This window comes from Corynebacterium sp. HMSC059E07 (genome assembly GCF_001814395.1).
Classification (GTDB): domain Bacteria; phylum Actinomycetota; class Actinomycetes; order Mycobacteriales; family Mycobacteriaceae; genus Corynebacterium; species Corynebacterium hesseae.
In genome coordinates this window covers 29,947-42,141 of the sequence record NZ_KV816327.1, presented here as the reverse complement: position 1 = coordinate 42,141, position 12,195 = coordinate 29,947, and the positions used below count along the sequence as shown (strand labels likewise).

Sequence of the window (12,195 nt, the reverse complement as noted above, 5' to 3'; positions counted from 1 at the left end):
TGGAAGAAAAGCGGTAGGTGTCTTTGGGGCGGGTGTCGCGAAAAGCGATGGAATCATCCAGGGTTTTACAGATGTCGCGGACTTTACGCCTGATTTGGCTGCGGGTAGGAAAAGCCTGATTGGGTTTCGAAGGGGTGAAAAAGTCAGCCAGGATGGTGTCGATAAAATCCAGGGTTTCCGTAGTCAAGGCGGTTAGTGCCGACATGGGCTGGTCAATAGCGATGAGGGACTCGATGTCGAGCAGGCAGTGGGTGTCTTGTATGGCTTTGACTTTCGGCAGGCTATCAAGCCGGTGGATGGCACGCAGTCCGGATTTGATGTGACCTTCCGGAAGTGACCAGGCCGCCACTAAAGATAGGGCGGTGGTGTTGATATCGGCTTGTAGGCTGGGCATGGCAGCCTGCCAAGTGTCATAGATGGCACGGCGGGCTTTAGCGCGAGCAACCGCGTGTGGGTTATTAGGGTTGGTCGTTGAGAAGAAAAAGGTAGGCGGGCGTGTAGCGGTGGTGGTCATGGGTATCTCCCCCGAGATAAACCTGCATTAGAAGAAATGTTCTAAACATAATCCTAGCGGCCACCGCCACACATCGCTATAGCCAGTGGTAAATTCCCGTCAAATCATTACTATAAACGGGGGTAGACACCATGGGTTAGCCAGGACATTCGACGCCAACCAACGAAAAATCCCACCAACGTGGAATCTATTCGTAGCGCACGTCACCACGTGCAACGTCCTTGCGCCCATGAACAATGAAGTAGACCACCGAGGCCACCAGCATCAAGGCAGCCAACATCCAGTACATGACGGAATAGCCCGCCGCGGAGATGATCTGCCCCAGCAGAATCGGTCCAAAGCCAATACCTAGGTCCAGCAGCAAAAAGAAGGTCGAGATTCCCGCCCCCATCTCATGCATGGGAACCAAGCGCACGGCGATAGCCTGGCCCGCCGGCAAAATTGAGCCGTAACCAAAGCCCACCAAGGCACCCGCAACAATGATCTGCCAATCAGCTGCAGCCAAAGCAAGGACTACCAGGCCAGCAATAAAGAAGACGAGCGAGGAATAGATGATGATGTTGTCACCGCGACGATCTTGCAGCTTGCCCAGCACAAAGCGCAGAATGAGGCTCACCACCGCATAGGCCAGGAAGAAGTAGCTAGCGCCCTTCTCCAGGCCCGCATGGGAGGAGTAGCCGTTAAGAAACGTAATAATGCCCGTGTACGCAACGCCAACCAAAAGGATAAAGACGCCAAAAGGCGCCACCGCTGGGTGCACGATATTCCCCAAAGAGAACGACACGCTGGGCCGCTCCTGTGTCGGGGCCTTCACAACGAGACCCAGCCCCAACGCCACCACCGTCAGCGTCAGCGCCACCATAAACACGGTGTTATAGCCAGCTTGGTGGACAATCGCCAAACCAGCCGCTGGACCAAAGGCAGTGGCTAGGGTCGTCCCCAAGGCGAAGTAGCCGGTCCCCTCGGCACGACGGTGGTCCGGAATCACCGATTGCGCCACTGCCATCACAGCAGTCGAGGCCACCGCATAACCGAAGCCGTGCAAAATACGGACGGCAAAAAGCATCGGCAACGAGTGCGCTGGCATGTACAGCGCCATGGCTACAGCCACCACAATGAGCGAGGCCACCAACGAGCGTTTTCGCCCAGCCGCGTCAACGATGTAACCGGAGAAGAGACGAGCAATCGTCGCCCCCACCACAAAGGCACTGGACGCAAACCCGCCCGCCGTATCCGAAGCCTGAAACTGCTCCACGGCATAGAGCGCCATGATGGTCACAAGCAGATAGAAGACCGTAAACTGGGCGAAATTTACCAACCACGCAAACACGAATGTCGGCGTAATGAGGGACTGGGATTCAGAGGACGTTTGAGACACCTTCTTCGATAGCGTTATGGAATTAAGACTTCCACACGCTACCAAAGATCAGAGATACTTTCGAATCCAATTCACGGATTGCACTGCGCTTGACGACGCCCTCTACCCGAACAGTTTCCGCAGGTAGGGCGAACCGAACTTCCACTCCGGATCCATCTTTTCGCGCAGTTCGCAGAACTCATCAAATCTTGTATAAAGTTGAGCAAAGTCATTCCGGGACAGGGAGTTCATCTTGCCCCAGTGCGGGCGCCCACCTGCTGCACGGAAAATAGGTTCCAGCTTCGGCATGTAGTCCTGCGGATTCAGCGCACGCGGAATGTGGAAGGCAATGTACATCGATTCACGGCCCGACGCCGTCGAAAGAGCAACGTCATCCGCGGCCGTCGTACGCAGCTCCATCGGGAATCCGATGCGCCAGTCCTGTTCATCGATGAAGCGACGGATTTCGCGGACGGTGGCGGGGCCGTCGGCAAGCGGCACGGCGTACTCCATCTCGTGGAAACGAACCCGGCGCGGGCTGACAAACACGTCGTGGGCGGCGGAACGGTAGCGATTATGAGAAATGACCGAGGTGGCGAACTTATTAAGGGTCGGAATCGTTCCCGGAATCAGGCGCCCCAACGCCAAGGCGGCGGCAAAGGCGCCGTTGCCGATGAGCTCGTCGTCGATAAGTGCTTTGAGACGTGAGCGGCGCTCCCCATTCGGTTCGAGGCGCGTGTTGGCCTTGACCATCGCGCGGTCGGTATGCGGGAACCAATAGGACTCGAAGTGGTCGACGCTGCGGGAGAGCTCCTCCCAGTTGTCCATCAACTCATCGAAGGCAATGCCGGACTCCTCTGCCAGCAGGTCGAAGGCATCCACACACTGCATTTCGACTTCGACGACCACGCCGAGCGCGCCCACGCTGACGACTACGAGGCGCAGGAGCTCCGGGTCCTCGTCGATGGAATAGGTGCGGGTGTTGCCGTCGGCGTCGATAAGCGTCAGCCCAGTGACCGTCCCCGCAAATCCCGTGTAATTGATGCCGGTGCCGTGGGTCGAGGTCGAAATCGCACCCGCCAGCGATTGCGGGTCCACATCGCCCTGGTTAGCCAGGGCAAGCCCAAACGGGCGCAGGAGCCTAGGCACATCCCGCAAGCGAGTGCCGGCCAGGAACCGGACGCGTTTGCGCTGCTTATCGACGCTCACCAGCCCACTCACGTGGTCTAGGTTGAGCATCGTCTCCTCCCCTGCCGCGATGGGAGTGAAGGAGTGGCCGGCGCCCACCGCACGCACGCTGCGGGAGCGGCTAATAGTTCCGGGGATCTCGTCTATGCGGGAGGGCTGTACAAACTCCTGCGGTTTCGCAGCAACCGAACCTGCCCAATTGCTAAATGTGGTTGTCATCGGAGTGTCCATCCTTGTCCTCTATAGGTGTCCCATACATCAACGCCGTCGTGCCCGACGGCGAGGAGGCGGTCGACGTTTTCCGTCATTTCGCCGGCCTTGGCGTGGCGGAACCACACCAGGTCCTCGACTTCTAAGTCAGCCCCGCGCAGTGGGGTCTGGACCTCACCGGCGCCCTCAGTACTGGAGTAGCTAAGGCCCGCCGGCCACACCGGTACGGGGACGCGATCCTTCGCGGGAGGGCCGGAGGCGATCCAGCCGCCGGAGTTGACCGTGGCCCAGCCCGGCGCGGGCACACGGGATACTTGGCAGACGAAGAACGCGGCCGCCTTGTGGTTAATGCCAGTGAAATCATCAAAGATCGCTGGCGTATAGAAACCGGATCCAGCGGCCAGCTCGGTCAAGGTTCCCTCGGCCGCGGATTCCTGGAGGCTGCCCGTGCCACCGCCGTTGACGAATTCGATGTCCGCTACCTCCCGCGCGGCCTCCACGCAGGCTCGGCGCCGCGGGGCGAGGTCCGCCATGGACTTTGAACGCAACCAACGCTTGACCGCTCCCACCGGCCCCGGCAAGCCATCCGCTACGGACGCCACCTGCCCCTCATAGGCCATGAGCCCCACCAACCGGTGACCGCGCCGAAGAATTTCACGCGCCAGCGCTGAGACCTGTTCCGGAGTGCGCACGGGCGAGCGCCGCGGGCCGATGACCGCACCCGGCAAATGGAGGGTGCAGTCAATATCGATGGCCACGCGTACAGAACCCTCGAGCAGGCTCAACAGCTCCACGCTATCCACCATGACGGTGATGGATTCGCGCGCCGTGTCATCTGCGGCGAGCTCACGCAGGGCTTGACGGTTAACGCTCGGGTAGGCCACTACGATGTCGCGGAAACCCTCCCCGACCAGATGCAGCGCCTCCGGTACGGAATACGCGAGGATGCCTCGGTAGCCCTCATGCTCGAGGGCACGGCGTAGTGCCGCCACGCTGCGTATTGACTTCGAGGCCACGCGGATGGGCAGTCCCCCGGCGCGGGTGGGCATCTGTGCAGCGTTGTAGTCGAATGCATCGAGGTCGATAACGCCGACGGGCGCTGAGCTTTCACCGGACCTGACGAGCGGCTCAACGGCCGAACGCACCTGGGCCTGTGGAGTGGTCGCGAGGATTGGCATAGCGTCATCCTAACCACAACTAGTTTAGTTTGTGAGACAAATCTCGAAAAACTCATAGCGGCATCCCATATTTTTGGGACAATAGACCGCATGAAAACCTTCACTCAGACACGCCTGCCCCAGCGAGTGCACAATTTCTTGGATACGGACCCCGCCCGCGATGTTCGCGGCACGGGTGAGCAGAACCAAGCTCACGCGCCGTTTAGCGGTGACAAGCTCTTTAGCTTCCCCGTCGCCACCGCCGGGGACGTCGAGAAGGCAGTCACCTATGCGCGCACCGGCGTCGGGCAAGGTGACCGCGCCGCTATCCTGCTGCGCCTGCACGACCTCGTTCACGAGAACGAGGAGCTCATCCTCGACCTGATCCAAGCCGAAAACGGCAAGTCCCGCTCCCACGCCTATGACGAGCTGATGGATCTGTATAACTGTGCTCGGTTCTATGCCGTCAGCATCCGCAAAGCTTTCGGAAACGACCGCCGCCCCGGCGCGCTTCCCGTGCTGACCAAGACACGCACGCAGTACTACCCACTCGGCGTGGTGGGGCTCATCTCCCCGTGGAATTACCCACTGTCCTTGGGCGTGGGCGACGTCCTGGCAGCACTCTCCGCCGGCAATGCCGTGGTACACAAGCCGGACTCCCAGACCACGTTGACGGCAATTCTGCTGCGACGCCTAGCCATTGAGGCGGGCCTTCCGGAGGCCGCCTGGCAGCTGGTTCCCGGCCTGGGTGCCGAGGTGGGTGACGCCCTGGTTCCTCTGGTGGATGGGCTCTCCTTTACCGGTTCCACCCAGGCTGGCAAGTCGATTGCCACCCAGGCCGCGGGGCGCCTCATCCCCACCATGCTGGAGTTGGGCGGCAAGAACCCGATGCTCGTGCTTGACGACGCCCCCCTTAAACCCACCGCCCAAGGTGCCGTACGCACCGCCTTCTCCTCCTCCGGGCAGCTGTGCATGTCCGCCGAGCGCGCCTATGTCCACGAGAGCGTCTTTGAGGAGTTCCTCGCAGAACTCAAGAACGCCCTGGACCAGCAAGTGCTCGGGGCAGCATTCTCCGATGCTGCCACCATCGGCTCGCTGACCTCGCAGCGCCAGCTCGATGCAGTAGTTTCCCACGTCGAGGACGCCCTGTCCAAGGGCGCCACCGTGGTATATGGCGGAAAGGCTCGGCCGGATCTTGGGCCCTTCTTCTATGAGCCCACCGTGCTCACCGGCGTGACCCCAAAGATGGATCTCTATGCCACCGAGACTTTCGGCCCAGTGTTGGCGGTATACCCGGTGAGCTCCGATGCCGAGGCCATCCAGCGCGCCAATGACACCACCTACGGTCTTTCTGCCTCAGTATGGTCCGGAAATTCCCGCCGCGCGTGGAAGGTTGCCTCCCAGCTAGAGGCCGGCATGGTCAACATCAACGAAGGCTTCGCCGCCGCCTACGGTTCTATCGCCGCGCCAGGTGGAGGCGTCAAGGAATCTGGCCTGAACCACCGCCACGGTATTACCGGCATGCGCCTGTGGGCCAACGAGCGCACCGTGGCCGAGCAGCGCCTGCACCCGCTTGCGCCGTCGGAGTACGTCTCACCGGAACGCTTCCGCCAGCTGGTTTCGACGGGCATGCAGCTGATGAAGACCTTCCGGCTCTAATGTAGACAGCCATGAAGGAACTTAACCGCGACGAACTTCTAGCCCGCCGGCTCATTGCTCAAGGCCTCGCCCCATCGGCCGCGAGGCCATCGCTCGCCTCGGCGCTGGACGTCGCTGAGCATCTCCTCGCTCTGCAGGGGCAGACCTACGATGCCGGCATCACAGCACTAGCCCTTCGCGCCGGCTGCACTGATCAAGAGGTGCTCGGTGAAGTTGGACACTATCGCGTGGTGCGCTGTTGGCCACAGCGCGGCACGCTGCACTTCATGCCGGCTGCCGACGTCCGCTGGATGTCCCGCTTGCTCTATCCGCGCGTGGCCTCCAGCCAGAAATCCCGGCGACCGAGCTTGGGGCTCAGCGAAGACATGGTGGCAGCAGCTTCGGAAGCACTACATGGCGCAGCCACCGAGCCTCTCACTCGCACGGAGGTCTACGAGATTTTCGCTGAGGTTGGAGTGGACCCCACAGAAGGCAGGGGCTCCCACCTACTCCGCGCATTCGGCGGTGCCGGTGACTTGGTACAGGGCCCAAAAGCTGGCAACCAAGAGACCTTCCTCCATGTCGATGCGCTACCTACCGTCCAGCGTGAACCGGACCAACCGCTCTCAGAGCTAGCCCAGCGCTATGTCGAAGGCCACGGCCCCGTATCCGTAGCCGACCTCCAAACATGGTCCAAGCTCAGCAAATCCCAGGCTGCCAAGGCTCTTGCGAGCACGGAGGCCACGACCGTTAGCCATGATGGGCAGACACTGTGGATGGCGGGCTGGCAGGAGGATGTCACCGCGAGCGAAATCGACGGTGCCTTAAAAATCCGGCTCGAACTCCCCGCCTTCGACGAATACCTGCTGGGCTATGCCAACAAGGATTGGATCGTGCCCGATGAGATCCGAGCAAACGTCCTCACTCGAAATGGCCTCAGTTGGCCGTGGGTCATGGAAGGCGGGCGCGGCGTAGCCAGCCTACGGCATCCGTAGGATGCGGCGATGAACCGTTCCTTCGGGCTCGACATGGATAAACACTTCCGCACCGGGAAAAAGCTCATCGATGGCGTCTTCGATGCGGTCGGCGATTGTGTGCGAGTGCAGCACCGTCCACTCGCCGGGAACATCCATGGTGAGGTAAACAAGGCGCTGGCGCCCTGCCGCGACCGTGCGGCGTGAGGTGAAGGAAACATCGTGACGGCCCTCCAGCTCATTGAGAAGCGCGTCCAGCTGGGCGTGCTCTTCCTTCGGTAGAGACTCCGACAACAGGGAGCTCAAGGATTCCTTGAGCAGCTTATACCCAGTCCACAAGATGTTAATGCCCACTGCCAGCGCAATGACGGGATCCAACCACAGCCAGCCAGTCAGTGCGACTGCACCAATGCCGAGGAGGACGCCGACGGACGTCCAGACGTCGGTAAGCAAGTGCTTTCCGTCCGCCTGCAAGGTAGCTGAACGGTGTTGCTTGCCTGCACGCACGAGCAGGAGGCCCACGCCCAAGTTCAGCAAGGAGGCGATGAGTGACAGTAAGAGGCCGAGCCCAGGTTGCTCCAGCGGCTGCGGAGCCAGAAATCGGCGGATGGCCGTGTAGATGATCATCGCGGCGGCCACGAAAATCATCGCGCCCTCTACCAACGCGGAAACATACTCGGCCTTGCCGTGGCCGAACTGGTGGTTTGCGTCTGCCGGCTTCGCCGCAATTTTGATAGCCACAAACCCCACGACGGCGGCCACGAGGTTCACACCGGATTCGAGGGCGTCGGAAAGAAAGCCCACCGATCCTGTCGCCGCAGCAGCGACGACTTTGAGCGCGATCGTGGCCACTGCGGTGGCAATGGAGAGCTTCATGAAGCGTTCGAGCAGCAGTTGCTCGGTTGGAAGAGACATGTGCGTCTTTCTATATGTCCTTCGCTGAGGAAAATTTCTATTTACCGTGAGTCAGGGTACCAAGGGCGAGTGTGCACGTACTGTTCACGCATTGTTTACCGCGTGTGGTCGTAAAGTACATACACCGTCGTTAGTTTGTACTTCATGTCCAAAGACATATCTCCCCCAGTTCTCCTCTTCGATTTCGACGGCACCGTTAGCCTGGGCCACGGGCCCGTGCTGGCCTATGCCCGCCACATCGGGGAGGCAACCGGAAACCACTCCATCCCCCACACCGCCGAGCGCATGCTCTCAACGAACGACGCCTCCCTAGTGCACTATTGCGACGGCTACGACCTCGTCCACAGCCTCGCCGCGGATTGCGATGTCCCGGAGGACTCCTGCCAACAGGCCTACATGGCCTCCCGACTAAACCTTGCGGACACCGGAATCAAAGCGCCCGAAGGCCTCGCCGAGTTTCTAGGCTCGTATCCCGGCCGCGCGGTTCTCGCCACCAACTCCCCCGAAACTGGCCTCGCAGAGGCGCTAAAGGTTTTGGGGCTGAGCAACTCCTTCGACGCCATCTACACGAGGGTGGGCAAGCCCGACGGCTTGACTCGAATCCTCGAATCTGATTTCCCCGATAGCCCCATCATCGCTTTCGGCGATATCTGGGATTTCGATCTCGCTCCCGTGACTGCCCGTGGCGGGCGCACCGTTTTATTGGAAACACCGTTCGCCACCCCCGCAGACGCCAACCCCACGTGGCGCGCTCAGCGCGTCACCGACATCTTTTCTGAACTATCTTCCGCCTTCTAGCACTCCACCCCTCGACACAGAAAGACATTCTCATGCGCCGTTTCACCGCCCTCGCTGCCTCCGCCCTTGCACTGTCGCTCTCCCTGACCGCTTGCTCCTCTGATTCCTCCTCAACCGATGACTCGAACTCCCCCGACAAGCTCACCCTCGCGCTCATCCCGAACGAGAAGGTCAACGATCTCGTCACCACCGCAAAGCCGCTGACTGACTACCTTTCCGAGGAGCTCGGCATCGAGGTCGAGGGAGTCGTGACCAAGGACTACCAGGCCGCCGTCGAGGCCATCGGCTCCGGCCAGGCAGATATCGCCATCGCCTCCGCCGCGCAGCTGGCCTCTGCAGAAGACATGTACGGCGCTCACGCCGTACTGCAGGACGAGCGCTTCGGCGCGGATTCCTACGCCGGCCAGTTCGTCACCAACAACCCCGACAAGTACTGCAAGGACGAGCCGGTGGCCTCCACCTATGCTGCCAGCGGTGCCGACTACCTGTACTGCAACGGCACCGCCACCCCGGAGGAGAACAAGGGCCAGGGTCCGAAGGGCCTCGAGGCGCTCAAGAAGATCGATGGGGAGACCACCGTCGCCATGCTGGGTGCTACCTCCCCCGCCGGATACCAGCTGCCGGTCATGGCCATGGAATCCCAGGGCATCGACGTCGACAGCCTCAAGAAGGTGCCTGTGACCTCCAACGACGCCTCCATCATGGCGGTCTACAACGGCGATGCCGAGGTGGGCTTCAGCTTCTGGGATGCGCGTTCCACCATCGACGCGTCGGAGGCCCCAGGTCTGGCCGAGAAGCTCGTGGTCTTCGGCTACACCGACATGTACCCCAACGGTGGCGTCGTGATTTCTGATGAGGTGCCGGAGGATCTGCGCGGCCAGATCACCGACCTCATGGACGGCTTCTCCGAGGTTGATCCGGACACCATGTCCGCCATCTTCGACATCACCGACTGGGTTCCCGCCAAGCAGGAATCCATCGATATGGCGCGCAAGGTCAACGAGCGCTTCGCCCAGTAGCCTGACGCCCCTACTCAGAAAGGCTTCACCCATGACGGAGGAGAAAGCGTGGGGAATCCGCTTCGAGAATGTCTCGGTGCGCTACCCCAACGGAACGCTGGCGCTCGACGACGTCTCCGTGGACATCGCTCCCGGCGAATTCGTCGCCATCGTCGGCCTGTCCGGCTCTGGCAAATCCACGTTCATCCGCAGCATCAACGGCCTCGTGCAACCGACATCCGGCAAGATTTTCGTCGGCGACCACGAGATTTCCGCAGCGAAAGGAGCACAGCTGCGGAAGCTACGCGGCCGCATCGGCATGATCTTCCAGGAGTTCAACCTAGCCGACCGCGCGAGCGTCTTCTCCAATGTCCTCGTCGGGCGCTTTTCTCACAATCCCAGCTGGCGCACCCTGTTGGGAATCTCTACCGCCGAGGACAAAGCAATCATCGCCGAGGCCCTCGACTCCGTAGGGATCCTCGACAAGGCGTGGAATAAGGCCGGCGCCTTGTCGGGCGGCCAGAAGCAGCGCGTGGCCATCGCCCGCGCCCTGTCCCAGAAGCCGGCGATCATGCTGGCCGATGAACCCGTCGCCTCCCTCGACCCGCCCACTGCCCACTCCGTGATGAAGGATCTGCGCCGCATCAATACCGAGCGGGACCTGACCACCCTGGTGAATTTGCACCTGGTGGATCTGGCGCAAGACTACGCCACGCGCATCATCGGCATTCGCCACGGCAAGATAGTTTTCGATGGGCCCGCCGCAGGCTCCACCGTGGAGGATTTCGAAGCCATCTACGGCCGCCGCATCCGCGAGGAAGACCAGCTGGGAAGTCAGGAGAGCCGGGCATGACGGCGGTACTTCCCCCACGGCAGCGCAACTGGCCCGGCATCCTTGGCGGGCTGGCTGCTTTTCTCGCGCTCACCATCGCCACCTGCGTCCCCGCCTGGGGCGGAATCGAGATCGACTTTGGGCAGATCGCTCGCAACTGGCGCAACGGCGCCGACCGCTTGGCCCTGATGTTCAGCCCCGACTGGTCCATCCTCCCGCGCACGTGGGAGCCGATGCTTGAAACCCTCGCCATGGCTGTCGTCGGTGCCGCCATCTCCGCGGTCATCGCTCTGCCCTTATCCCTGTGGGCGGCGCGGCCCACCAACCCATCGACACCGTGGCGCTCGCTAGTGCGCGGCATCGTCAACGTTGTCCGCGCGGTGCCCGACTTGGTCTACGCCACCATCCTCGTGGCCATGCTCGGAGTCGGTGCCCTGCCCGGCATCATCACGCTGGTGCTTTTCGACGTCGGCATCGTGGTCAAGCTCGTCTCCGAAGCCATCGACTCCGCGGATGATTCTTACATGGAGGCCGGCCGGGCCGCCGGCGGCACGCAAACCCAGATCAACCGGGTTACTGCCCTGCCGCAGACCTGGCCGGTATTTGCCAGCCAGGTGATCTACTCCCTCGAGCTCAACGTCCGCATCTCCGCGGTCCTCGGCCTCGTGGGCGCTGGTGGCATTGGCCTGCTGATCGACGAAGTCCGTGGCTTCTACCGCTATGACGCGCTCTCCGCCATCGTGCTCGAGCTGCTCGTCGTGGTCATCGCCCTAGAGATCGTGTCCGTCAACCTGCGAAAGAGGCTGCGATGAGCACTGCACATGTACTTCCCTCCCGCTCCCGCAGCTGGGGAGTCTTCGCTGCGTGGGCCGGATTCCTTATTATTTTGGCGCTGTCCTTTGGCTACATTCGCGTTGATCTGACGGCTCTTAAAGATTTGCCCTCGAACATCTGGCACTACCTCGTGCTCATGTTCTCCAACCCGGACTGGTCCAAGCTGGGTGAGGCCCTCCTGCAGACCTGGCGCTCCGTGGCCATGGCCTGGATCGGCGCGCTGCTCGGCGTGTTCCTCTCCACCATCCTCGGTGTCCTAGCTGCCAATACGGTCTCCCCGGGGTGGGTATGCCTACCACTGCGCGCGCTGTTTGCCATCATCCGCGCGGTACCGGAGATCATCATCGCCATCATTATCCTCACCGTCACCGGGTTAACCCCGTTTACGGGCGCGCTAGCTCTAGCCATCGGCGGCATCGGCACGCATGCGAAGTGGACCTATGAGGCCATTGAAACCGCGCCGACTGGCCCAGCCGAAGCGGTCAAGGCAGCCGGCGGCAGCCTGGCAGAAATGGTACGCTGGGGAACCTGGCCCATTGTCCAACCCGAGCTGGCTTCGCTCGCGCTCTACCGTTTTGAGATCAACGTGCGCACCTCCGCGGTCCTCGGCCTCATCGGCGTGGGTGGCATCGGTGACATGCTCACCGGCTATACGCAGTACCGCCAGTGGGACGTCGTCGGCGTCCTGCTCATCGTGGTCATCGTCATCACCATGTCCATCGACGCCATCTCCGGCGCTATCCGCCGCCGCATCGTGGCCGCCAAATTCACCTGATAGTT

11 protein-coding genes and 1 pseudogene are annotated in these 12,195 nt (G+C 61.5%); 7 read left to right on the top strand and 5 right to left on the bottom strand.

Annotation, left to right across the window (positions count from 1 at the left end; genetic code table 11):
• From HMPREF2967_RS08455 to HMPREF2967_RS08440, 4 genes and pseudogenes are all read right to left on the bottom strand, one after another.
• Nucleotides 1–514: pseudogene (locus HMPREF2967_RS08455) on the bottom strand (HNH endonuclease); the annotation flags it as partial.
• Nucleotides 515–701: 187 nt separating this feature from the next.
• On the bottom strand, nucleotides 702–1,892 hold the full coding sequence (locus HMPREF2967_RS08450; RefSeq protein WP_070524013.1) for an MFS transporter: 1,191 nt from the start codon (nucleotides 1,890–1,892) through the stop codon (nucleotides 702–704).
• A gap of 102 nt (nucleotides 1,893–1,994) precedes the next feature.
• A complete protein-coding gene (locus HMPREF2967_RS08445; RefSeq protein ID WP_070686023.1) occupies nucleotides 1,995–3,278 on the bottom strand; it encodes a D-arabinono-1,4-lactone oxidase in 1,284 nt (427 codons plus the stop codon).
• Nucleotides 3,275–4,447, bottom strand: a complete 1,173-nt coding sequence (locus HMPREF2967_RS08440) for an alanine racemase (RefSeq protein ID WP_070686021.1) — start codon at nucleotides 4,445–4,447, stop codon at nucleotides 3,275–3,277. The genes HMPREF2967_RS08445 and HMPREF2967_RS08440 overlap by 4 nt, the downstream gene beginning before the upstream one ends.
• Nucleotides 4,448–4,537: 90 nt before the next feature.
• Here HMPREF2967_RS08440 and HMPREF2967_RS08435 point away from each other — a divergent pair, with 90 nt between their 5' ends.
• Nucleotides 4,538–6,085: a succinic semialdehyde dehydrogenase gene (locus tag HMPREF2967_RS08435; protein WP_070686019.1), complete on the top strand. Its 1,548-nt coding sequence runs from the start codon at nucleotides 4,538–4,540 to the stop codon at nucleotides 6,083–6,085.
• Nucleotides 6,086–6,096: 11 nt separating this feature from the next.
• Nucleotides 6,097–7,059, top strand: a complete 963-nt coding sequence (locus tag HMPREF2967_RS08430; protein WP_070686017.1) for a winged helix DNA-binding domain-containing protein — start codon at nucleotides 6,097–6,099, stop codon at nucleotides 7,057–7,059.
• Here HMPREF2967_RS08430 and HMPREF2967_RS08425 read toward each other — a convergent pair.
• Nucleotides 7,045–7,953: a cation diffusion facilitator family transporter gene (locus tag HMPREF2967_RS08425; RefSeq protein ID WP_070686015.1), complete on the bottom strand. Its 909-nt coding sequence runs from the start codon at nucleotides 7,951–7,953 to the stop codon at nucleotides 7,045–7,047. The genes HMPREF2967_RS08430 and HMPREF2967_RS08425 overlap by 15 nt on opposite strands.
• Nucleotides 7,954–8,097: 144 nt before the next feature.
• On the opposite strand from HMPREF2967_RS08425, the gene HMPREF2967_RS08420 reads away from it, so the two are divergent.
• From HMPREF2967_RS08420 to phnE (HMPREF2967_RS08400), 5 genes are read left to right on the top strand one after another with little or no spacing between them, the layout of a single operon-like run.
• Nucleotides 8,098–8,751, top strand: coding sequence for an HAD family hydrolase (locus HMPREF2967_RS08420; RefSeq protein ID WP_070686013.1), 654 nt, complete (start codon nucleotides 8,098–8,100; stop codon nucleotides 8,749–8,751).
• A 32-nt stretch (nucleotides 8,752–8,783) separates the two neighbouring features.
• Nucleotides 8,784–9,770, top strand: a complete 987-nt coding sequence (locus HMPREF2967_RS08415) for a phosphate/phosphite/phosphonate ABC transporter substrate-binding protein (protein ID WP_070623775.1) — start codon at nucleotides 8,784–8,786, stop codon at nucleotides 9,768–9,770.
• Nucleotides 9,771–9,801: 31 nt separating this feature from the next.
• Nucleotides 9,802–10,602, top strand: a complete 801-nt coding sequence (gene phnC / locus HMPREF2967_RS08410) for a phosphonate ABC transporter ATP-binding protein (RefSeq protein WP_049155476.1) — start codon at nucleotides 9,802–9,804, stop codon at nucleotides 10,600–10,602.
• Nucleotides 10,599–11,393 carry a phosphonate ABC transporter, permease protein PhnE gene (phnE, locus tag HMPREF2967_RS08405; protein WP_046649249.1) on the top strand — a complete coding sequence of 265 codons (795 nt, stop codon included), beginning with the start codon at nucleotides 10,599–10,601 and terminating at the stop codon, nucleotides 11,391–11,393. Before phnC ends, phnE (HMPREF2967_RS08405) begins: the two co-directional genes overlap by 4 nt.
• Entirely contained in the window at nucleotides 11,390–12,190 is an 801-nt protein-coding gene (phnE, locus tag HMPREF2967_RS08400) for a phosphonate ABC transporter, permease protein PhnE (RefSeq protein ID WP_070523995.1), read from the top strand. Before phnE (HMPREF2967_RS08405) ends, phnE (HMPREF2967_RS08400) begins: the two co-directional genes overlap by 4 nt.
• The last annotated feature ends 5 nt before the right edge of the window (nucleotides 12,191–12,195 follow it).

Coding starts and splice junctions, on each gene's coding strand:
- HMPREF2967_RS08445 (WP_070686023.1), bottom strand. CDS start 3,278: ATGACAACCACATTTAGCAATTGGGCAGGTTCGGTTGCTGCGAAACCG.
- HMPREF2967_RS08440 (WP_070686021.1), bottom strand. CDS start 4,447: ATGCCAATCCTCGCGACCACTCCACAGGCCCAGGTGCGTTCGGCCGTT.
- HMPREF2967_RS08435 (WP_070686019.1), top strand. CDS start 4,538: ATGAAAACCTTCACTCAGACACGCCTGCCCCAGCGAGTGCACAATTTC.
- HMPREF2967_RS08430 (WP_070686017.1), top strand. CDS start 6,097: ATGAAGGAACTTAACCGCGACGAACTTCTAGCCCGCCGGCTCATTGCT.
- HMPREF2967_RS08425 (WP_070686015.1), bottom strand. CDS start 7,953: ATGTCTCTTCCAACCGAGCAACTGCTGCTCGAACGCTTCATGAAGCTC.
- HMPREF2967_RS08420 (WP_070686013.1), top strand. CDS start 8,098: ATGTCCAAAGACATATCTCCCCCAGTTCTCCTCTTCGATTTCGACGGC.
- HMPREF2967_RS08415 (WP_070623775.1), top strand. CDS start 8,784: ATGCGCCGTTTCACCGCCCTCGCTGCCTCCGCCCTTGCACTGTCGCTC.
- phnC (WP_049155476.1), top strand. CDS start 9,802: ATGACGGAGGAGAAAGCGTGGGGAATCCGCTTCGAGAATGTCTCGGTG.
- phnE (WP_046649249.1), top strand. CDS start 10,599: ATGACGGCGGTACTTCCCCCACGGCAGCGCAACTGGCCCGGCATCCTT.
- phnE (WP_070523995.1), top strand. CDS start 11,390: ATGAGCACTGCACATGTACTTCCCTCCCGCTCCCGCAGCTGGGGAGTC.